This window comes from Pseudomonas sp. PICF6, assembly GCF_009831705.1.
In the GTDB taxonomy this organism is placed as follows: Bacteria; Pseudomonadota; Gammaproteobacteria; order Pseudomonadales; family Pseudomonadaceae; genus Aquipseudomonas; species Aquipseudomonas rhizophila.
Genome location: NZ_WUUD01000013.1, coordinates 94946 through 115867, shown reverse-complemented (window position 1 = coordinate 115867; position 20922 = coordinate 94946). Strand labels below are relative to the sequence as shown.

At 57.5% G+C, this 20922-nt stretch carries 15 protein-coding genes, 1 tRNA gene and 2 pseudogenes; 14 read left to right on the top strand and 4 right to left on the bottom strand.

Annotated elements, in window-relative coordinates; all coding sequences use genetic code 11:
* The 11 genes and pseudogenes from GSM73_RS26920 to GSM73_RS05505 all read left to right on the top strand — a co-directional run.
* On the top strand, positions 1-449 hold a 449-nt coding region (locus tag GSM73_RS26920), incomplete at its 5' end, for an ATP-binding cassette domain-containing protein (protein WP_256676722.1).
* 12 nt (positions 450-461) lie between these two features.
* The gene (locus tag GSM73_RS05550) at positions 462-1187 is read left to right on the top strand and encodes an urea amidolyase associated protein UAAP1 (RefSeq protein WP_107322079.1); all 726 of its coding nucleotides are present in this window, start codon (positions 462-464) and stop codon (positions 1185-1187) included.
* An 11-nt stretch (positions 1188-1198) separates the two neighbouring features.
* A complete protein-coding gene (locus GSM73_RS05545) occupies positions 1199-1840 on the top strand; it encodes an urea amidolyase associated protein UAAP2 (protein ID WP_139050922.1) in 642 nt (213 codons plus the stop codon).
* A 302-nt stretch (positions 1841-2142) separates the two neighbouring features.
* On the top strand, positions 2143-5772 hold the full coding sequence (uca, locus tag GSM73_RS05540) for an urea carboxylase (protein ID WP_160891822.1): 3630 nt from the start codon (positions 2143-2145) through the stop codon (positions 5770-5772).
* 22 nt (positions 5773-5794) lie between these two features.
* Entirely contained in the window at positions 5795-7579 is a 1785-nt protein-coding gene (gene atzF, locus GSM73_RS05535) for an allophanate hydrolase (RefSeq protein WP_160891820.1), read from the top strand.
* 307 nt (positions 7580-7886) lie between these two features.
* Positions 7887-8492 (top strand): annotated as a pseudogene (locus GSM73_RS05530) (GGDEF domain-containing protein); the annotation flags it as partial.
* A complete protein-coding gene (locus tag GSM73_RS05525; protein WP_047227993.1) occupies positions 8485-8703 on the top strand; it encodes a cysteine-rich CWC family protein in 219 nt (72 codons plus the stop codon). The pseudogene GSM73_RS05530 and the gene GSM73_RS05525, both read left to right, overlap by 8 nt.
* A gap of 36 nt (positions 8704-8739) precedes the next feature.
* Positions 8740-9432: a pseudouridine synthase gene (locus tag GSM73_RS05520; RefSeq protein WP_160891818.1), complete on the top strand. Its 693-nt coding sequence runs from the start codon at positions 8740-8742 to the stop codon at positions 9430-9432.
* A 309-nt stretch (positions 9433-9741) separates the two neighbouring features.
* The gene (locus GSM73_RS05515; RefSeq protein WP_160891816.1) at positions 9742-10626 is read left to right on the top strand and encodes an alpha/beta fold hydrolase; all 885 of its coding nucleotides are present in this window, start codon (positions 9742-9744) and stop codon (positions 10624-10626) included.
* Between the two features lie 258 nt (positions 10627-10884).
* Positions 10885-10958: transfer RNA gene (locus tag GSM73_RS05510), tRNA-Gly, on the top strand.
* Positions 10959-11400: 442 nt separating this feature from the next.
* On the top strand, positions 11401-12891 hold the full coding sequence (locus tag GSM73_RS05505; RefSeq protein WP_160891814.1) for a Shedu immune nuclease family protein: 1491 nt from the start codon (positions 11401-11403) through the stop codon (positions 12889-12891).
* 35 nt (positions 12892-12926) lie between these two features.
* Here GSM73_RS05505 and GSM73_RS05500 read toward each other — a convergent pair whose 3' ends face one another.
* Together GSM73_RS05500 and GSM73_RS05495 are read right to left on the bottom strand one after the other, a co-directional pair.
* Positions 12927-13424 carry a hypothetical protein gene (locus tag GSM73_RS05500; RefSeq protein ID WP_160891812.1) on the bottom strand — a complete coding sequence of 166 codons (498 nt, stop codon included), beginning with the start codon at positions 13422-13424 and terminating at the stop codon, positions 12927-12929.
* 112 nt (positions 13425-13536) lie between these two features.
* Complete coding sequence (locus tag GSM73_RS05495; RefSeq protein ID WP_256676720.1) at positions 13537-14571, bottom strand: DUF6685 family protein; 1035 nt, start codon at positions 14569-14571, stop codon at positions 13537-13539.
* A gap of 145 nt (positions 14572-14716) precedes the next feature.
* Between GSM73_RS05495 and GSM73_RS05490 the strand changes: the two genes are divergently transcribed.
* Together GSM73_RS05490 and GSM73_RS05485 are read left to right on the top strand one after the other, a co-directional pair.
* Positions 14717-17014: an AAA family ATPase gene (locus tag GSM73_RS05490; RefSeq protein ID WP_160891810.1), complete on the top strand. Its 2298-nt coding sequence runs from the start codon at positions 14717-14719 to the stop codon at positions 17012-17014.
* Positions 17011-18882 (top strand): UvrD-helicase domain-containing protein, encoded by a 1872-nt coding sequence (locus GSM73_RS05485; protein ID WP_160891808.1) that lies wholly within the window; start codon positions 17011-17013, stop codon positions 18880-18882. The genes GSM73_RS05490 and GSM73_RS05485 overlap by 4 nt, the downstream gene beginning before the upstream one ends.
* A gap of 61 nt (positions 18883-18943) precedes the next feature.
* Here GSM73_RS05485 and GSM73_RS05480 read toward each other — a convergent pair.
* Positions 18944-19159: pseudogene (locus GSM73_RS05480) on the bottom strand (IS3 family transposase); the annotation flags it as partial.
* A gap of 753 nt (positions 19160-19912) precedes the next feature.
* On the opposite strand from GSM73_RS05480, the gene GSM73_RS05475 reads away from it, so the two are divergent.
* Positions 19913-20275 (top strand): DUF6124 family protein, encoded by a 363-nt coding sequence (locus tag GSM73_RS05475; protein ID WP_160891806.1) that lies wholly within the window; start codon positions 19913-19915, stop codon positions 20273-20275.
* 45 nt (positions 20276-20320) lie between these two features.
* Here GSM73_RS05475 and GSM73_RS05470 read toward each other — a convergent pair whose 3' ends face one another.
* Entirely contained in the window at positions 20321-20767 is a 447-nt protein-coding gene (locus tag GSM73_RS05470) for an NUDIX hydrolase (protein ID WP_160891804.1), read from the bottom strand.
* Positions 20768-20922: the final 155 nt, after the last annotated feature.

Sequence of the window (20922 nt, the reverse complement as noted above, 5' to 3'; positions counted from 1 at the left end):
AACGCCAGGCCCGTGAAGAGGCCGCGCATCTGCTGAACAAGGTCGGCCTCGGCCATGCACTGGATAAATACCCGGCGCAGTTGTCCGGGGGCATGCAACAGCGGCTGGCCATCGCCCAGGCGCTGATCATGAAACCCCGTGTCTTGCTGCTGGACGAACCCTTCGGCGCACTCGATCCCGGCATTCGCAAAGACATGCACGCCCTGTTGCTGGAGCTGTGGCGCGAAACCCGCTTGACGGTGTTCATGGTCACCCATGACCTGTCCGAAGGATTCAGCCTCGGCACCCGCCTGCTGGTGTTCGACAAGGTTCGCGTCGATCCCCATGCCCCCGGCGCCTATGGCGCGCGCATCACCTACGACATTCCACTGAACAGCGACCGCCGCACCGCCCGTGCCGCCGTCGACGCCCTGCCCGCCGAACTGGCCGGCGCATTGCGTATCGCTTGAAAGGAGTTTCCCATGACCGATTCAACCCAATTGTTTCCTCCCTTCGCCGAAGAACTGCTGCCTGGTGGCGGCCACCGTTCCTTCGTGCTCAAGCGCGGTCAACTGCTGCGCCTGACCGATCTGCGCGGCGGAGCCAACGTGAGCCTGACGCTGCTCAATGCCAATGAGAAAACCGAGCGCCTGAACCTGCCCGACAGCCTCAAATGCCAACACACCGCCAAACTCACCACCGGCCATTGCCTGTACTCGGACATGGGCCGGGTGCTGGCGGCGATCACCGCCGACACGTGCGGCTGGAGCGATAGCCTAGGCGGTGTGCTCTGCGCCGAGGAAGTGGCTGAAAAATACGGCCAGGGCCGCTATCAGGAACTGCGTAACGGGTTCTTCCGCAACGGCACCGACAACCTGTTGGTGGAGCTGGGCAAATGGGGGTTGGGCCTGTCCGACCTGCTGATGACCCTCAACCTGTTCAGCCGGGTCGATGTCGACGAGGCCGGCAACTTTCATTTCGTTGAAGGCCATTCCAAGGCCGGCGATTACATCGAGCTCTACGCACCGATGGACACCCTGGTGGTACTGACTGCGCTGCAACACCCGATGGACCCGAACCCGCAATACGCCCCGCAACCGCTCAAGCTCAGCTGGATGAACGCCGAGCCCAGCGTGGCCGAGCACTGCCGCAACTCGCGCCCGGAAAACCAGCGCGGCTTCATCAACACCGACCGCCTGTTCGCCTGAGGATCGTTGCCATGTCACTTGCCATCGCCACCCTGCAAAAGCAGCCCGACGCCGCCATCTACCGCGCCACCATCCCCGCCGGGGAACCCTGGCTGGTGGAGGTCAAGGCCGGCCAGACCCTGCGCATCCTCGACCTGGAAGGCAACCAGGCGATCGATACGCTGTTCTACAGCCTGGCCAATCCCAAGGAACGCTACGACGTGCAGCGCACCCTGCGCCGGCAGAACAGCGTGTACCTGAGCACCGGCAGCGTGCTGTATTCCAACCTCGGCCAGCCCATGCTGACCATCGTTGAAGACACCTGCGGGCGCCACGACACCCTCGGTGGCGCCTGCGCCCAGGAAAGCAACACCGTGCGCTACGCCCTGGAAAAACGCTACATGCACAGCTGCCGCGACAACTACCTGCGGGCCTGCGCCCACGACGGTCGTCTGGGCAAGGGCGACATCGGACCGAACATCAACTTCTTCATGAACGTGCCGGTCACCGCCGACGGCGGCCTGACGTTCGAGGATGGGATTTCGGCGCCCGGCAAATACGTCGACCTGCGGGCCGAGATGGACGTGATCGTCCTGATCTCCAACTGCCCGCAACTGAACAACCCGTGCAACGCCTACAACCCCACGCCAGCGGAGCTTTTGATATGGAACTGAAACTCACCCGCCTGCGCCGCTGGCTGTTTGCGTTGTGCCAGAGCCGGTCGGGGCAGTGCATCAAATAAACACTGATTTCATGAACACCCTCAAACCCTTGTGGGAGCGAGCCTGCTCGCGATGGCAGCAGCACATCCAACACTGATGTAACTGACAGACCGCTATCGCGAGCAGGCTCGCTCCCACAGGGGAGTCGGGTGTTTGGAGGTTTCGCTCACGGGGACGACCCCGTCGGCCATCGAAAACTGCGGGACGGCCCGCATCCCAGTTCAGGCAGCACGCATGCCTGAGGGGGCAATGCCATGTTCGAAAAAATCCTCATCGCCAACCGTGGCGCCATCGCCTGCCGGATCCTGCGCACCCTGCGTGAGCTGAAGGTCGAAGGCGTCGCGGTGTATTCCCAGGCCGATGCGGCCAGCTTGCATATCCTGCAGGCCGACGAAGCCCACTGCCTGGGCGAAGGTGCGGCAGCGGGTACGTATCTGGCGGTGGACAAGCTGCTGGCAATCGCCAAAAGCAGCGGCGCGACGGCGATCCATCCCGGCTACGGCTTTCTCTCGGAAAACGCCGCCTTCGCGCAGGCCTGCGAGGCCGCCGGCATCGCTTTCATCGGCCCGACGCCAGAGCAACTGCGTGTATTCGGCCTCAAGCACACCGCCCGCGACCTGGCTCGCCGGCACGGCGTGCCACTGCTCGAAGGCAGCGAACTGCTCGACAGCCTCGACGCCGCGCTACTGGCCGCCAACCAGGTCGGCTATCCAGTGATGCTCAAAAGCACCGCCGGAGGCGGTGGCATCGGCATGCGCGTCTGTCGCAATGCCGCCGAGTTGAGCGAGTCATTCGAAGCGGTCAAGCGCTTGGGCCAGAATAACTTCAGCGATGCCGGCGTGTTCATCGAAAAGTACATCGAGCGGGCTCGACATCTTGAGGTTCAGGTATTCGGCGACGGCCAGGGCCAGGTGATCGCACTGGGCGTGCGCGACTGCTCGGTGCAGCGGCGCAACCAGAAAGTCATCGAAGAAACCCCTGCGCCCAACCTGCCCGAAGGTATGGCCGAGGAGCTCTGCGCAGCAGCGATTCAACTGGCCCAGGCGGTCAACTACCGCAGCGCCGGCACCGTGGAGTTCGTGTTCGACAGTGACGCCGGGCGCTTTTACTTTCTGGAAGTGAACACCCGCCTGCAAGTGGAGCACGGCGTCACCGAACAAGTGTGGAACGTCGACCTGGTGCGCTGGATGGTGCAACTGGCCGCCGGGGACCTGCCGCCCCTGAGCGAGTTGAGCCAGGGGTTGCGAGCCCAGGGTCATGCGATTCAGGCGCGCGTGTATGCCGAGGATCCAGGCCGGGACTTCCAGCCGAGCCCGGGGCTGCTGACCGCTGTGCAATGGCCGCCAGCCGACGGCAAACAACTGCGCATCGACACCTGGGTCGAGGCCGGCTGCCAGATTCCACCCTACTTCGACCCGATGATCGCCAAAGTCATTCGTTGGGCGCCGACCCGTGAGCAGGCACGCCTGGGCTTGCATCAAGCGCTGAATGAAAGCCTGTTGTACGGCGTGGAAACCAACCGCGACTACCTGCAACAGATTCTCCTCGATGCACCCTTTGCCAGCGGCCAGCCCTGGACTCGCTGCCTTGAGGCGCTGGTCTATCGCGCCCACACTTTTGAAGTGCTCAGCCCCGGCACCCAGACCAGCATTCAGGACTACCCCGGCCGACTCGGCTATTGGGCGGTGGGTGTTCCGCCATCGGGACCGATGGACAGCCGCTCGCTGCGCCTGGGCAATCGCCTGCTGGGCAACGAAGAAGGCGCCGCGGCGCTGGAAATCACCATGAGCGGGCCGTTGCTGCGTTTCAACTGCGCTGCCAGGGTGGCCGTGACCGGCGCGGTCATTGCGCTGACCCTCGATGGCGAAGCTGTGCCGATGAACACTGCGCTGTCGATTCCTGCCGGTTCCACGTTGGCGATCGGCACCATCGCCGGCGCCGGGGCGCGCAGTTACTTGTGCCTGCAAGGCGGCGTGCAAGTGCCGGATTACCTGGGCAGTAAAAGCACCTTCACTCTCGGCCAGTTCGGCGGCCATGGGGGGCGGGCCTTGTGTACCGGCGACGTGTTGCACCTGGCGCCCCTGGATGAGCGCGCGACCGTGGCGCACACGAGCGAGCCCACTCTGGAGCTGCCCGACGTGCGGCAGATCCGCGTGATTTACGGCCCCCATGGCGCGCCGGAATACTTCACCGAGCGCTACATCCATACCTTCTTCGACACGGCCTGGGAAGTGCATTTCAACTCCAGCCGAACCGGCGTGCGCCTGATCGGGCCGAAACCCGAATGGGTACGCGCCGACGGCGGCGAGGCCGGACTGCACCCCTCCAACATCCATGACAACCCGTATGCCATCGGCGCCGTGGACTTCACCGGCGACATGCCCGTCATCCTCGGTCCCGACGGCCCGAGCCTGGGTGGTTTCGTCTGCCCGGTGACGGTGATCGAGGCGGATCTTTGGCAACTGGGGCAACTGAAGGCCGGGGACAGGGTGCGGTTTGTGCCGGTGGACCTGAAGACCGCCCGCTCTCTGACCTTGGAATGGAATCAATGTGGGAGCGAGCCTGCTCGCGATGAAGTGGATGCGGAGTCTGATCTGGCCCCATCGCGAGCAGGCTCGCTCCCACAGGGGTTTGGGTCGCCTGTGGTGTTGGATATCGGTCAGGACGATACCCGTCTGGTGGCGAGATTGGCCGGCGACACGCACCTGCTGCTGGAGATAGGCGCTCCCGAACTGGATCTGGTGCTGCGTTTTCGCGCCCATGCCTTGATGCAGGCGCTGGAGCACAAACAGTTGCCCGGCGTAATCGACCTCACGCCGGGTATTCGTTCGTTGCAAGTGCATTACCAACCCGAACAACTGCCGCTGGCCGAACTACTGCAGATCCTCAGCGGTGAATGGGACGCGGTGTGCGCCGCGCAGGATCTGCAGGTGCCGTCACGCATCGTGCATCTGCCGCTGTCCTGGGACGATCCGGCCTGCCAGCTGGCCATCGAAAAATACATGACCACTGTGCGCAAGGACGCGCCCTGGTGCCCGAGCAACCTGGAGTTCATCCGCCGTATCAACGACCTGCCCAACCTCGACGCAGTGCAACGCACGGTGTTCGACGCCAGCTACCTGGTGATGGGCCTTGGGGATGTCTACCTCGGCGCGCCGGTCGCCACGCCACTGGACCCTCGGCATCGGCTGGTGACCACCAAATACAATCCGGCCCGCACCTGGACTGCGGAAAACTCGGTGGGCATCGGCGGTGCGTACATGTGTGTGTACGGCATGGAAGGCCCAGGTGGATATCAGTTCGTCGGGCGCACGTTGCAGATGTGGAATCGTTATCGCGAGGTCGCCGCATTCGACGGCAAACCCTGGCTGTTGCGGTTCTTCGACCAGATCCGCTTCTACCCGGTCAGCGCCGATGAACTGCTGCGCATCCGCCGGGACTTCCCGCTGGGCCGTTTCGACCTGAACATCGAACACGGTCAGCTCAACCTTGCTGATTACCAGCGCTTCCTGGCGCAGGAGGCGGACAGCATCGCCGCGTTCCGGGCGCAGCAACAAGGCGCCTTCAATGCCGAGCGCGAGCGTTGGATCGCCAGTGGCCAGGCACACTTCGACAGCGAAGAACCGGCACCCGCGCCTAGCGAAGATTCACTGCTGAGCGAAGATCAACTCAGTGTCGATAGCCACATCGCTGGCAATCTCTGGCAGGTCCAGGTGCAGGTGGATACTCGGGTCAGCGCGGGTGACGTACTGGTGATTCTGGAGTCGATGAAGATGGAGATCCCACTCCTCGCCCCCGTGTCCGGAGTGGTGCGCCAGATTCGTGTACAGCCCGGCTCGGCGGTGCGCGCCGGACAACGTGTGGTGGTGCTGGAACGTGACTGAACTCAATCAAAGGATTAATGCCATGACCCCGTCTTTACGCCTGGACGATCTGCGCGACGCCTACCGCAGCGGTGAACTTACACCCCGCAATTTACTGTTGAGCCTGCGGGAAAAAGCCGCGGCGCTGAACCCGGACTACCACCTGTTCATCCACCTGCTGACGCCCGAGGAGCTGGAACCTTACCTCGTCGCGCTGGAGGGCCAGGCTCTGGAAAACCTGCCGCTGTATGGCGTGCCGTTCGCGATCAAGGACAACATCGACCTGGCAGGTATTCCCACCACGGCCGCCTGCCCGGCGTTCAGCTACGTGCCGCAACGTTCGGCCACCCTTGTCGAGCAGCTACTGGCCTTGGGCGCGATTCCTCTGGGCAAGACCAATCTCGACCAGTTCGCCACCGGGCTCAACGGCACCCGCTCGCCTTACGGTGCCTGTCGCAATAGCGTGCTGCCCGACTATCCGGCCGGCGGTTCAAGCGCCGGCTCATCACTGGCGGTGGCCCTGGGTGTGACAAGCTTTGCCCTGGGCACCGACACCGCAGGCTCGGGTCGGGTGCCGGCGGCGCTGAACAATCTGCTGGGGCTGAAGGCCACCAAGGGATTGATTTCCACGGCGGGTGTGGTGCCGGCCTGTCGCACGCTGGACTGCGTCACGACCTTCACCGCTACAGCCCGGGAAGCCAGCCAGTTACTCGCGCTGACAGCCCGTCTCGACCCACGCGATGAGTACAGCCGCCGCAACCCGCAGTGGAACGACGGCACAGCGTTCGGCGCGCCACGCAGCTTTCGCTTCGGCGTGCCTCGTCGGCAAGACCTGGCTTTTTTCGGCTGCCATGAAGGTCCACAACTGTTTCAAGCGGCCATCGAGCGCCTCAAGGGCCTGGGCGGCGAAGCGGTGGAACTGGACCTGTCCCCGTTTCTGGAAGCCGCCCGGCTCCTTTATGAAGGGCCTTGGGTGGCTGAGCGCTACAGCGTTGCCGGGGAATTGATGGAGCGCGAGCCCGACGCCGTACTGCCAGTTATCCGCGCCGTATTGGCGAAAGCGCCTACCGTGGATGGCGTACAAACCTTCCGTGCCCAGTACCGTTTGCAAGCGCTCAAAGCCCAATGCGATCGCGTCATGGAAACGCTCGATTGCGTCCTCACCCCGACCATCGGTCGCCCGGTGACCCTCGCCGAACTGGCCGCCGAACCGGTGCTGCGCAACTCGGAGCTGGGTTATTACACCAACTTCATGAACCTGCTGGATTACGCAGCCGTCGCTGTTCCCAGCGCATTCATGGCTAACGGCTTGCCTTGGGGCGTGACGCTGTTCGGTCGGGCCTTCACCGATCAATACCTGTTAAGCGTCGCCGATGCCTTGCAACGCCAGCAAGAGCCAGCCGTGCCAGCGCCGGCCAACCCGGCTCGCCATGACCGGGCGCGGCTGGTGGTATGCGGGGCGCATCTGGACGGTTTGGCGCTGAACTGGCAGCTCCAGCAACGCGGAGCCCGTCTGATCGAGGCCACCCACAGCTCAGCCGATTACCGTCTCTACGCACTGGCCGGCGGCCCGCCTCTGCGCCCCGGCATGCTGCGGGTCAGTGAAGACGGCGTGGCCATCGAGGTGGAGGTTTGGGAATTGCCGAGCAGCGAACTCGGTTCGTTCCTGACCGGCATCCCCGCGCCGCTTGGGCTGGGGAAGGTACAACTGGCCGACGGCCGCTGGGAAAGCGGATTCATTTGTGAGCCGTATGGTTTGACGGGCGCGCAGGACATCAGCCATTTGGGGGGATGGCGGGCCTATTTAGATAGTCTGAAACAGTTGTGATTGTGTGGCGAGGGAGCTTGCTCCCGCTCGGCTGCGAAGCAGACGCTTTTGCGGCCGCTGCACTTCGGTAAATCCCTCGCCACCCTTTACAAACCTGCAAATCCGAGCACCTTTTCCTACAAGGCCACTAAACTGATTTCATTGGGTCTGCGCCAAGGAAATCGCCATGTCGCTCCGTTCGCCGTTGTATTCCCAGCGCAAGCCGCTCCTGCTCGTGGCGGGGCTGCTAGGTGCAGGCTTTCTGATCATTTCATTGTTGGGCTACCACGCTGCCAACACTTCGGTACGGGACCACACGCTCAGGATGCTGTACCTGAACCTGCTGATCGGCCTGCTCGTGACGCTGGCGGTGTTGGCAATCCTTTATCAATTGATCAGCAGCTACCAACGCCGCATCGACGCCCAGGCGACCCTCGACAGCCTGACTGAACTTCCCAACCGCCGTGGCTTCGACCTGTTGGCGGTACAAGCCCTGCACGAAGCCCAACGTGAACCCCAACCCCTGGCGGCGCTGCTGCTGGAACTGGACGAGTTCAAGCGACTGGACTCCACCCATGGTCACATCGCCAGCGACCAGTTGTTGACCGGGTTCGCTCGCGACTTGACCGACAGCCTGCGGCATTCGGACATCGTGTGCCGCTGGAGTGGCGAGACGTTTATTGTGCTGCTCAAGGACACCGACGGGCAGAACGGTCTGAAGATCGCTGAGAAAATTCGTCAACGGATCGAACAACAACGTTATTTCTGCAGTGGCAAAGAGCTGCGGGTCACCGTCAGCATCGGCCTCACCACCCTGCAGGACGAAGACACCTTGCACAGCCTACTGTCGCGGACCGATCATGCGCTGCAACGCGCCCGGCAAACCGGGAACAACCGAACCTGTGTACAGATGCCTCACTCCAGCTATGAATAAACCTGACCTGTGCCCGGCCTGTGGCGCCAGCAATGACTGCACCCTGGCCGACCCGCGAACCGCCGACCGCGCCTGCTGGTGTTACGGCGTGAGCATCGACCCGGCCGTGCTTGAAGCATTGCCGGCCGAGCTGCGCGATCAATCCTGCCTGTGCCCGCGTTGCGCCCAGGTCGAAACCCAGTTGCGGGCCAAGCCGCAGCCGATCGCGTAAGATGCCCGCCCTTCGCTCTCTTGCCTGACCTGCCCCATGCGCCTTGACCGCTTCCTCAGTAATCTGCCGCGTTTCAATCGCCAACAAGTCCGGTTGTTGTTGGTGGAACGCCGGGTGCGGATCGACGGGCAGATCATCAGCGACCCTCACGCACAGGTGCGCGAATTCAGCCGGGTCGAAGTCGATGAACAGGTGCTGCAGGCCGGTCGTCCACCCCGGTATTTCATGCTGCACAAACCGCCCGGTTGCGTCAGCGCCACCCGCGACCCGCAGCATCCCACCGTGCTGGACCTGCTGGATGAGCCCGACAAGGACGACCTGCACATCGCCGGGCGGCTGGACTTCAACACCACCGGGCTGATGCTGATCACCAATGACGGCAGTTGGTCACGGCGCCTGACCCAACCGCAGACCAAACTGCCCAAGGTCTATTACGTCGAGACCGAGCAACTCATCACCGCCGAATACGCCGTCACCTTCGCACGCGGGCTGTACTTCGCTTTCGAAAACCTCACCACCCAGCCTGCGGAACTGCTAGTGCTGGGGCCAAGATCGGCGCGACTGAGCATCGTTGAAGGCCGCTATCACCAGGTCAAACGCATGTTCGGCCACTTCGACAACAAGGTGTTGCGCCTGCACCGTGAACGCATGGGACCGCTGCTGCTGGACGCCGAGCTTGAGCCAGGCCAATACCGTGCCCTGAGCCCTGAAGAGATCCAGCTGATCTGATCGTATGACCGCTCGGCAGAAGTGTCGGACAATTGTCAAACAACACTTGCGCGACGGCCGGTCCACTGCTTGAATCAAACCGTCGGCCGAAATGTGACCGATGAGTCACCACATACTTCCAAGAAACTTTTTGCCGGCCGGAGCCTCCTCGGGTTCCTTCTTAACTCCGGCAAACTGCCCGCCATAACAATACCCGTCGACCGGCTTTCGTGGATCGACATGGGCCTTATCTTTCAGGCGTATGCCTACCTGTCACATTGCTCGTGCAATCTCATTGCGCGCATACCCGCTTGCCAGGAGTCTTATGACATGAGGCCAGAAATCGCTGTGCTGGATATACAGGGTCAGTATCGGGTTTACACGGAGTTCTATCGCGCAGACGCCGCGCAAAAGACCATCATCCTGGTCAACGGCTCGATGGCCACCACCGCGTCGTTTGCACAGACCGCCAAAAACCTCTACCCGCAATTCAACGTCGTGCTGTACGACCAACCCTATGCGGGCAAGTCCAAGCCCCACAACCGCCATGAAAAAATGCTGACCAAAGAGATCGAAGGCCAGATCCTCCTGGAGTTGATCGATCACTTTGCCGCAGAGAATGTGCTGTCTTTTTCCTGGGGCGGCGCCGCCACCCTCACCGCCTTGGCCCAGCGTCCACGGCGCATCGAAAAAGCGGTGATCAGCTCGTTCTCCCCAGTGCTCAATGCACCGATGCGCGACTACCTGGAACGCGGCGTGGATTACCTGGGCAGCCTGGACGGCGACCGCGTGGGACACCTGGTCAACAGCACCATCGGCAAACACTTGCCGCCGCTGTTCAAGCGCTTCAACTATCGCCACGTCAGCAGCCTGGCCGAGCACGAATATGGGCAGATGCATTTCCACATCAACGACGTGCTCCACAGCGACCGGTTGTGCTACGTCAACGCGGCGAAAAAAATCAACGTGCCGGTGCTGTTCCTGAACGGCGAATGGGACGAATACACCTCAGCCAGCGATGCCAAGGTTTTCGCCGACCACGTGCAACACAGCACCTTTAGCACGCTGCAAGCCACGGGGCATTTCCTGGACATGGAACACAAAGCCGCCTGCCGCGACAGCCGTGATGCCCTGCTGGGTTTCCTCAAGCAGCCCCACCAAGAAAGCCGACCGCGCTACAACTACGTGCAGGACTACCATGCCCTGGCTATGTGAAACCGAGTCCTCGCGAGCAAGCCCCGCTCTGCCCCAACAGACACGGGGCTTGCCCGCGAACGACCGCTCTGGTTTGAGGTTTGCGTAGACGCGTCACCGCTGCGCCCGTAAAGAAAAACTTCAAATCCGCGCCCACATCTGGTACAAAGTCAGCCGCTCTGAGCGGGTGTCGTATAATGGCATTACTCCAGCTTCCCAAGCTGATAACGAGGGTTCTTATAGGATTACCCGTTTTGTGAACAAAGAAACACGCTTAAAGCGGGTATAGTTTAGTGGCAAAACGAAAGCTTCCCAAGCTTTAGTTGAGGGTTCGATTCCCTCTACCCGCTCCACTCCAAGCCCCGTATCTCGCGGGCTCCAGCATTCCCCCACCACCAAATTTGCCCCCAGTCACAACCGATCCCGACTTGTGAACAAGAAGCCCTTTTTCCTCTTTCCTAGCCGTAAAACCACGCAGGTTTGTGATTAAGAGTGCCCCCCCGTAAATCCATAGCCACAACTCATTTCCGCTCACCAATCCCTCAATCAGCCCCTCCTAAGGGATGCCACTACACTTGCGCCTCCCGTGCTCCGACGCCTCATTCAGTGCATAGCTCAAGACTATGAGTTGCTTTCGAGCTTCTTGGGCTCAATCGTGAGATTGCAGCAGCTAATGGATCGTCTCAGGAATCCTGCGCCGCTTTCCGCAGCCCACGCAGATCGATAAACTGGCGTGATGCATCGTACAAACCTGGTTCGCCCAGGCCTCTTAAAGATGATCACGGATGACAGCAGATGCCTTCTTTGCGCCCCTCACAATACGCCATGCAACAGCGCACCGACGGTGGCCCATTTCTTCGTTTCGACTTAGAAGACGCCATGATTCTGACCGAGGAGGAGCTTGAGGCCATTGAATCAGACAGCGAGTATGAATCGATAAGTGAAGAGGTCTATGGGATCTCTCGGGTCTATTACAGCGACGTAGCCTTACCTGACGATGCGCCTGGATGGCACCTAATCCTAAAGATCGCTGCAGATTACCTAACTCTTTATCCCATCATCACTCGGTCGGGACATCCTGAGTACGCTCAGCCCAAATACGACACCATCACGTCAATCATAATCACTAGGCCCGTTTACCAGCCTTATGTTCATCCGTCCGACCAATACGCTGTCGACGAACTACTTAACGGCCTGCCTGCTGGCCTGTCGAAGGATTGGCGCTACGGTCTCGGGTTTCACTACGAATACCGGTACATACTTCAAGCACTGGGCGGATTGGAAGGTGTAGACACCCTTATCCTTCACGGCGGAAGTGGTCACAACGACGCAAAGATCAAAGGCAACGAGTTTTACCTGGGAATTAATCGGCTTGAGCAGTTGAAGAAAAGCTTGGATCGTCTGACCCAACGTCACCAACGGGAGACTGCAGCAGACAAAAAGCTCGTTTGCTACACAAGCTTGCTTCACCAATCGGCACCAGAGTTGTACCCACCCCGCGCCCGGAAATTAGCGCCGGATATGCTGGCCGACCTCGTTTCACTTGGTTCGGCGTCCCCTAAGCTTTCTCCGAAAGATCAGCAACAAATAACAAAGCTTGCGCAACAGAGTGTCCCATCTTTGGCGAAATCCGAGCCTCGCACCCTGTACAGCCTCAAGGCAGAAATCGAGCTCGTCACACTTGGCGAGCTCATCGAGGTTTATCGGAAGATGATGGATAACAATGCCAGTGAATCCAAATGGCAGACCTTCCTCAGCGAAAATCCATTTGTGCTAGACATGGCGTTTGGGTATCCCGTAAAGAAAATCGCAGATCAGCCCTATGTAGGTGGAAAGAGCTTCCATGGTCAAGGCGGCCAATATTCTGACTTCCTCATGGCAGCGAAGGCCACTGGGAATCTCGCCCTGATAGAAATCAAGCATCCCCAGCATGACCTGCTCGGAAAACCCTACCGAAAGACCTTTCCCCCGTCCTACGAGCTTAGCGGTTCAGTCGCCCAGATCATCAGCCAGCGCAGCCATGTGCAGCGAGAGATTTACGGCTTGGCGTATGACCTCGAAGAGCGCGTTCACGCCCATGCGGTTGCAGCCATCGTGATTATTGGGCGCACCCCAAACGAAGAAAATAAACAGCGCGCCTTTGAGCAATATCGGAACGGTCTGAAGGACGTTTTGGTGGTGACGTTCGATGAACTGCAGGTTCGACTCGAAAGCATTCATCAAGCCCTGATGCCGAAACCCCAAGATGCCCCTGAGCCAACTGAGGACGAAGACTTACCCTTCTGAATTTGCTCGATATTGGCCTTACATCGAATCGCCTATCATCCGTAACGCCGAAAATGATCGTGAATATCTGGACGAACCTTCAGAGCCAAGGTCATCACAGCCATTGATTGACTAAGAAGTGCATCGTCCCTTTCAGAGCCTTCGACGAAATTGGCATGGCCGGCACCGCCATCTTGATACTTAGCGCCATGAACGAGATTGTTCCTCACTCGGCGGATAGCGAGAAATAAATCCAACGTGCGTTCCACAGCATTTGTATCTTTCCACCCAAGCATCCCATCATCGAGCTTCACTTGTTTTTTGGGAGGATTGGCAACTAGGACAGGAGCAATTTCTAGGGCGATGACATCAACCAGAAATCCCTGGCCAAGATCTCGGGCAAATTTATCCCAATCAGGGCTCACTCCATTATCGTCGCCAATTGCATAGGTACCAGATCGCTTAAGTGCGCATTCGAATCTTGAGAAAACGACGAAAAAGTCTACTGCCAGCTTCGGCAGCTCTGCCCTGAGAGCCTCTTCAACCAAGTCCATATTTACTCCAGAAAATCCGTTAATCCTGCGCAGGCATCGAGTGTTGCATCAATCTGCACCCACATTGGCCGCAGGTAGGAAAACGTGATGTGTAATACCTGCAAATTCAGACTCAGCACGCTCCTAGCCTAGAGGAAGCTCTCCCCGCCAGCGGGCTACCAAGCGCTTTTAGGTACTTGCCCAAATCCTGGAAGCCCGCCTCGTGCAATACTCGAGCGACCTTCGCCGAGCGCTTCTCAGATTTAGGCAAGAAGATCGCACATTGCTCGGTGTAAGGGCGTGGTAGAGCTTTCCAATAGTAGGTGGCCTCAAAGTTTTGCATGGCCTTGTGGAAACCTAATTGGTGGTCGGTTTTCCAGGACATCACAAAAATCTCGAAGTCGCGGCGAAGGCTTGCCACGGCTACTTGGTTGATACCGTACGTTACGTATCTGCCGGACAAAGGCACTTTGATCTCAAGGCTCTTCGCTATGTACTTGGCTGCTGCGAAGTGATGAGAGCCACCACTGTTGATGAGGAAAACCCTCCCATCCCATTCCCACGTAGCGAAATGGTCAGTGGTCTTCTCTCGAGAAATGATGCGGATCTCATCCCAGCGGAGGTTTTCTTCGAGCTTCTCCTTCGTGACAGGGTTGATCATTTCCTGAGAATTTCGCTCAACCATGGCGTCCGTACTCTTGAACTTGTGCAATTCGGACTTCGACCCCGAGAAACCATCAATCTCCTGGATCTCGCATCTCAATTGCTCCTGCTCAATGACAGTGCCGAGATTCAGCAGATCCTCGCGCACGATGCTTATGCTGCCATAGTTGTGATACGCGCCTGGGCAACGCGTCCAGCCACTGAGACGCCGACGGTGAAAATGATCTTCACTCAGTAGGTTTCCAAAATCATTCCAACGAACGATCTCGAATGCACCGATACCCTTTTCATGCTCAACGAGGTGTCTGTTCAACCCGCTGTCTTCGCGCACGAGGTTGATCAGTGAGGCCGGATAACCTAAGTCCTCAAGCAGAGAATTTCGAAGAAATTTTACAGCCTTCCTTAGCATTACAAGCTCCTGTGTCGTTGCGAGTGAAGCGGCGATGGAGTCAAGAGTGCAGAAAAAGGCATCACAAAACCAGCGGATAACAATCAGCGTTCCCATCACCCTACGAGCTTTACAAATCAAAAAATACGCCAATGATGGCTAAACTCCATCATAGTGGTTGGAGCACTGAGATGGCTCAGCTAGAGTTCCGTCATCTATCAGCCTGGCGCGTAGTCGCTGAGCAGTCATCAGGGAAGAGACCATGCAAATTCAGCATCTGGAAATCGCGAACTTCCGCAAGCTCCTGTCTGTACGAATCGACCTCGCGTCTGAGACTACCCTCCTCGTTGGAGCCAACAACAGTGGCAAATCCTCTGCCATGTTGGCCTTACGCAAGTTCCTATTGTCGAAAGCATCGGTTTTCAGACTGCAGGATCTGACTCTGAGCCATCTCGCCACAATCGATTCGATTGGAGAAGCTTGGGAGGGTGCAGATAGTAGCTTTCCAATCCCCGTGGCAAACGACTGGGCTGACTGGTTGCCAACGCTGGATGTATGGCTCGAAGCATCTCAGGGTGAGCTTCACCACATCCGCGACCTCATTCCTAACTTCACGTGGAAAGGCGGCCATGTAGGCATGCGGTTCCGCTTGGAACCGGATGAAATGACAACGCTGTTTGTTGATTACCGCAAAGAGCGGGAGCGTGTGAAGCTGCTTCAGCAAGAAATTCAGAAACAGGCCGCTCAAGGTACGGAACCACCGTCGCTTCCGCTCTGGCCGCAGAGCTTGCATGACTACCTGAATCGACGAATTGGTAGAACTTTCAAGATTCGATGGTACCGCCTTGATCCAGGCCAGCTCCAAGCCCCCGATCCGGTAACTCGTAAAGCGAACCAGCAAGCGCTCGCGGCCACTGCAACGCCACTTGAGCGCAACCCCCTTACTGACCTGATTCGAATCCATGAGATCAATGCTCAACGCGGCTTCGGTGATAGCGCTGACGAGGGCGTCTTGGAAGGAGGACATGGCTCGGGCAGGAAACTCTCGGAGCAACTACGAGCGTACTACAGCAGACACCTTGATCCAGGTGATAGCCCAGATGTTTCAGATTTGGAGGCACTCAGAGCAATCGAGGCCGCTCAAACTGCCTTTGACACACGCTTGAGCACGAGCTTCGCGCCAGCGCTACAGGAAGTGGCTGGCTTGGGATATCCGAATAACTCCGATCCGTCCATCCGAGTAGCCACTCGCCTCGCCCCTACGGACGGGATGAACCATGAAGCCGCTGTGCTGTTTGAACTGGACTCCGTCGGAGGAGCTCCTGGAGCGCCGCCTCTCAGGCTTCCCGAGACGTCCAACGGACTGGGATATCAAAATCTCATCTCGATGATATTCCGATTGATGGCGTTTCGAGATGAATGGCTGAAGAAGTACAGGAGTCCTGAAGAGCAAAGCGCAACAGGTGTTGAGCCTATCCACTTAGTTCTCATCGAGGAACCGGAGGCTCACCTGCACGTCCAGGTTCAGCAAGCATTCATAAAACACGCCTACCATGTACTGTGCAGCGACCCACTGTTAGAAAAGTACTCAAATCTCAGAACACAGCTAGTAGTCAGTTCACACTCCAGCCATGTGGCTCATGAGATTGACTACGAAAACCTAAGGTACTTCCGCAGACTCCCCTCTGGCATGGCCGGGGTACCAATTCCGGTCTCTACTGTGTCGAACCTTAGTACCGTCTTCGGCAAGCCAAATCAAACAAAGGAATTTGTTACCCGTTACCTTCGCGCCCAACATGCCGACCTATTTTTTGCGGATGCGGTGATTCTGGTCGAGGGAGCTGCTGAACGCATGATGCTTCCTCATTTTTTGAGGCAGCACTTCCGCTTTCTTGACCAGTGCTACATCACCATCCTGGACATCGGGGGAAGCCACGCGCATCGTCTCCGGCCACTGATTGATGCATTAGGCATTGTCACTCTGGTGATAACCGACTTGGACGCAGGAATCCTTCAGGTAGGCAAACCTGTCGAGCGGAAAAAAGGCCAATCCACTAACAACCCAACAGTGCGTCATTGGATGCGAGCAGCAGGCCTTGGTCATGATGTGGATTCACTACTGGATCTGCCCTTCGACAGTAAAGCTCAACAAATTGACGATCTGTTTTCGATCAGGATCGCTTATCAAACGCCCATTACCATCCGCCTACCCAAAACCGGGATGGACGTCGAAGCATTACCAAACACGTTTGAAGATAGCCTCGTGCTGAGCAACACCGAGCATTTTGCAGGCAAAGCGGGACGCGGGCTGACGCGATCCTTTGCGAAGGCGCTACGCGAAGCCGAGACATCCCTCGACCTTGGCACAGGGCTGTTCACCAAACTTAAGGATGGTGATAAGGCTGAGTTTGCCCTGCACGTTCTCGGCGACTCAAATTTTACCCAACTGACCGTCCCGACCTATATCCATGAAGGCCTGACGTGGCTGCAGTCCAAGCTCGAAAGAAAAAGCAAAGAGCTCTTGGTCATTCCATCAGCGATTGTCGAGGTGACGCCATGAGCACCCAGCCAGAAGTTTCGATGGATGATGTTCCTGATGCCGACCAGGTTATTCAGGACTGTCTGAATCTCGACCATCCGAAGAGTTTTTTCCTATACGCCGGTGCTGGCTCTGGAAAAACCCATTCGTTAGTCGAGGCCGTGAAAAATCTAAAGAACAGGGAGCGGCAACGACTGACATTTGAAGGACGTCAAATCGCGATCATCACCTATACCAATGCGGCGTCCGAAGAAATTTCCCGCCGTCTTGAACACGATCCTCTAGTGATTGTGTCAACCATCCACGCTTTCTCTTGGAGGATGATTCAGGGCTTCAATGACGACATTCGCGAGTGGCTTCGAGTAAAGCTGACCAAAGACATTGGAGAACTGGATGAACGGCTTGGGAAGGCCCAACGGCAGAACAAGACATTTCTAGCAAACCAAGCCTCGAGAGATAGCAAAGCTCGACGGCTCGATTCGCTGGGTGAGATAACGACATTCACTTACAGCCCTACTGGTGAAAACCGAGGTAGGCAGGCTCTGAATCACAGTGAAGTCATCCAAATGGCGGCTGAGTTTATTCAACAGACGCCACTGCTGAACGTTATGGCAGATCTGCACCCGGTACTTTTGATCGATGAGAGCCAAGATACCTACGGGCCACTCATGGACGCTTTTCTGCGAGCACAATCCCTCATCCCTGACCGGTTCTGTCTCGGGCTTCTCGGCGATACCATGCAGCGCATCTACACCGATGGGAAGGTGCGCTTGGAAGACGCGATCCCTCGAGACTGGGCCGTGCCCGAAAAACGTGTGAACCGTCGCTGCCCCACACGAGTCGTTGATCTTATCAACGTAATACGTGCGGGCGGAGACAGACACCAGCAAACGCCAAAGCCGGGCGCTATAGAGGGCACGGTTCGAATGTTTTGCACCCAGCAGGCACCAGGTCAAGGTTTCGAATTAGAGGAAGACATAGCCCAGCGCATGGCAGCCATCACCGGCGATGCTCAGTGGGCAGCTGGTAAGGATGGAAGGAAGACCCTCATCCTTGAACACAAGATGGCTGGACGTCGAATGGGGTTCGAGGGTGTGTTTACACCGCTGTCTAGGGTGGAGCACCTACGAACGGGGCTACTGGACGGAACACTGCCGATCTTGAAACTGTTTTTCGAAAGACTGGCCCCAATTCTTCAAGCTGCCAAGACGAACGACTTCAGTCTTATGGAAGCTGTGCGGCTACAGTCTCCACTTCTCGACCCTAAATCCATGAAGGAGGCACCTGACCAGTTAGCCTTGCTTAAGAAAGCGGGAGACGCTAGTGAATCGCTTTGTGAGCTGTTCAATGACAACGATCCCCTGATAGGAGACGTCGCTCACGTGCTGCATCAAACAGGCCTTCTAGATCTCCCTGACCGACTTGTAGCCGCTCTACGGCTGGGCGCTACGACTGATGACCCTCCCGAGACATCGGATCGTGATGCATTAGAAACCCATGCGTACCAGGTTCTACTTGGGCGTCCCTTCTCGGAAATGGCTGCGTTCGCTGGCTATACCGAGGGGCTATCTCCCTTCGACACGCACCAAGGTGTGAAGGGGCTGGAGTTCCCCAGAGTCATGGTCATCCTCAATGACGAAGAAGCAGGTGGCTTCCTTTTCAGTTACGACAAGCTCTTGGGCATCAAGCCAGCTTCTGACAGCGACATAAAAAATCAACGTGAGGGCAAAGATGATTCCTTGGCTCGCACTCGTCGCCTGCTGTATGTCACTTGCAGTCGGGCCGAAGAAAGTCTCGCAATTGTGGTTTACACCGCTCAACCTGAGATAGCTAAACAACGAGTGACCGAGGCTGGTTGGCTCAAGCCTGAAGAGATCGATCTTCTGTGAGCTGCCATAGTAGTGACTTCTCGAGGCAGATTGTTAAAGAGCCAGGTGCGCCCCGGATTCTCTAGACACCTTGCAAGCTCATTGCGTAACGCTTTTCAAACTCTACCGGTGACAGTTGATTGTTGAAACCATGCCGGCGTTTTGCGTTGTAGAACATCTCGATGTAATCAAACACATCACTGCGAGCATCTTCCCGCGTGGTGTAGATTTTCCGCTTGATCCGTTCCCGCTTTAGAAGCTGGAAAAAGCTCTCGGCCACGGCGTTGTCATGACAGTTGCAATGGATCACTCACATGAATCCTACGGACGATGCACATATTGCTCACCTGTGAACATAGAGAATTTCGTATAGGCGAGACCTGCAAGGCACGTAAATCAATGGCTTGCCTGCATAAGCCACCTACACACCTACACACCTACACACCTACACACCTACACACCTACACAGATTGGTGTCGGATCTGTCCTATAAGAGTTCGATTCCCTTCACCCGCTCCAATCGAATTCTGGTCTCACGTCGCGTGGTTTTGGCGGGGGATATGAAAAAACCGGCTCTTGGTGGCCGGTTTTTTTTCGTCCGCAGTTTGTTGGGCTCCGCCCTTAAAGCACAGTGCTTGCAGTAATACCGACCCAGGATGAGCGAAGAAAACTCGACCTGTTTAATTTTCGTAAACACATCCGGCGAAGACACGTTTAAATACATTCCACGTTACGCCCTAGAGGCTACGAGACCTTGCGTCCTTACTTACGCGTGCGTCAGAATCCGCCGGCTTGTGCGCTTTACCCCCGGCCTCTATCGTTTACCTGCCACTGCCCATCAGTGGTCGGGTTTAGTAGCCCGGATGGTGTTAGTAAGGTGCATGAGCACCATTCAGTCAGGTATTTCTATTCCTGCACTTGATGGTGGTTGTGCGCAGGGCGCCCCTGGGCGCGCCGGCATTGCTAATTCCACCGGTCTACTAACCTGCGCACAGCCGCCACCCTTCTTTTAGTAGAGAACGGTTGCGGCCCCAACTCTGGAATTAGACATATGTTCAAGGTTACCCCCAACCCCCCGGATATCGATTCGGTACTCTACGGCGACTCTCTCGACCCTGAAAAGTTGAAAGAGGCGGCAGACCGCGCACTCAAGCACTACCTGAACCCGGGGGCGCCGAAAACGCAGATACGGCCCCGCAAGCCCAGGACGATCTTCACCATCGACGCAGCGGTGGATGACGAAACGTTGCTCGTTGAGGCGTGCGAATCCTTGGCATCCGCCAGCGTGATGGTCAGCGACCTCACCGACTTGACGGACGGCCCACGACGCCAAACGATGCTGGTGTTGCAACGGGTCATCATGTTGGGTGAGTTAGCGGTCAATCGAGTACTGGATAACCACAAGCCTGGCTAATCGCCAGGGATTGTTGTGGGGGCACTTGCGCCCCCCAACAGTCATTCAGTCCAACAACGAAGCCTGTTTGAGCAATTCGAAAAGCCCTTCAGGAACTAGCGCAGACGTAGCGGTGAAGCTGGAACCCAGGCACCACGTGGCTTTGAACGAATCACCATTGGTTTCATGACCGTCTAACCAAGATCGCTCATAGACGTCTACATCATCAAACCTTGCATCGTAGACCTGGACTATTTCGTGTCCTGGCTTGCCTGCGTAGGTGAAAATGCTTTCCAAAGTGCCAATCAATCGAACATCACTGATCGAAAGAGCCAGTTCTTCTTGCACTTCACGGACGATGGCATCGATACCTCGTTCGCCGAACTCAATGCCGCCGCCAATAGGGCGAAAAAGGGTTCGCTGTTCAACGGAGTCATAGAATTGGTTAACCAGTATTTTTCCGTGATGATGAAAGATACAGAGCGCGAGGGCACGAATGCGTGGTTCTGACATGAGTAAAATTCCCTTTTGACTTGATGAGCTGACGGCACTGGATTCCCCCAACATGACGCATGAAATCCAGTAGCAGTGAGATCGCGACCCACAATACTCAATGTGCGAACAGACATTCTAAGCGGAGCCTGGCTGCCAATTATGAGGAAGCAGCT

Bases quoted from the DNA above. Each gene is read 5' to 3' on its own strand.
- GSM73_RS05550 (WP_107322079.1), top strand. From the start codon at position 462: ATGACCGATTCAACCCAATTGTTTCCTCCCTTCGCCGAAGAACTGCTG.
- GSM73_RS05545 (WP_139050922.1), top strand. From the start codon at position 1,199: ATGTCACTTGCCATCGCCACCCTGCAAAAGCAGCCCGACGCCGCCATC.
- uca (WP_160891822.1), top strand. From the start codon at position 2,143: ATGTTCGAAAAAATCCTCATCGCCAACCGTGGCGCCATCGCCTGCCGG.
- atzF (WP_160891820.1), top strand. From the start codon at position 5,795: ATGACCCCGTCTTTACGCCTGGACGATCTGCGCGACGCCTACCGCAGC.
- GSM73_RS05525 (WP_047227993.1), top strand. From the start codon at position 8,485: ATGAATAAACCTGACCTGTGCCCGGCCTGTGGCGCCAGCAATGACTGC.
- GSM73_RS05520 (WP_160891818.1), top strand. From the start codon at position 8,740: ATGCGCCTTGACCGCTTCCTCAGTAATCTGCCGCGTTTCAATCGCCAA.
- GSM73_RS05515 (WP_160891816.1), top strand. From the start codon at position 9,742: ATGAGGCCAGAAATCGCTGTGCTGGATATACAGGGTCAGTATCGGGTT.
- GSM73_RS05505 (WP_160891814.1), top strand. From the start codon at position 11,401: ATGCCTTCTTTGCGCCCCTCACAATACGCCATGCAACAGCGCACCGAC.
- GSM73_RS05500 (WP_160891812.1), bottom strand. From the start codon at position 13,424: ATGGACTTGGTTGAAGAGGCTCTCAGGGCAGAGCTGCCGAAGCTGGCA.
- GSM73_RS05495 (WP_256676720.1), bottom strand. From the start codon at position 14,571: ATGGGAACGCTGATTGTTATCCGCTGGTTTTGTGATGCCTTTTTCTGC.
- GSM73_RS05490 (WP_160891810.1), top strand. From the start codon at position 14,717: ATGCAAATTCAGCATCTGGAAATCGCGAACTTCCGCAAGCTCCTGTCT.
- GSM73_RS05485 (WP_160891808.1), top strand. From the start codon at position 17,011: ATGAGCACCCAGCCAGAAGTTTCGATGGATGATGTTCCTGATGCCGAC.
- GSM73_RS05475 (WP_160891806.1), top strand. From the start codon at position 19,913: ATGTTCAAGGTTACCCCCAACCCCCCGGATATCGATTCGGTACTCTAC.
- GSM73_RS05470 (WP_160891804.1), bottom strand. From the start codon at position 20,767: ATGTCAGAACCACGCATTCGTGCCCTCGCGCTCTGTATCTTTCATCAT.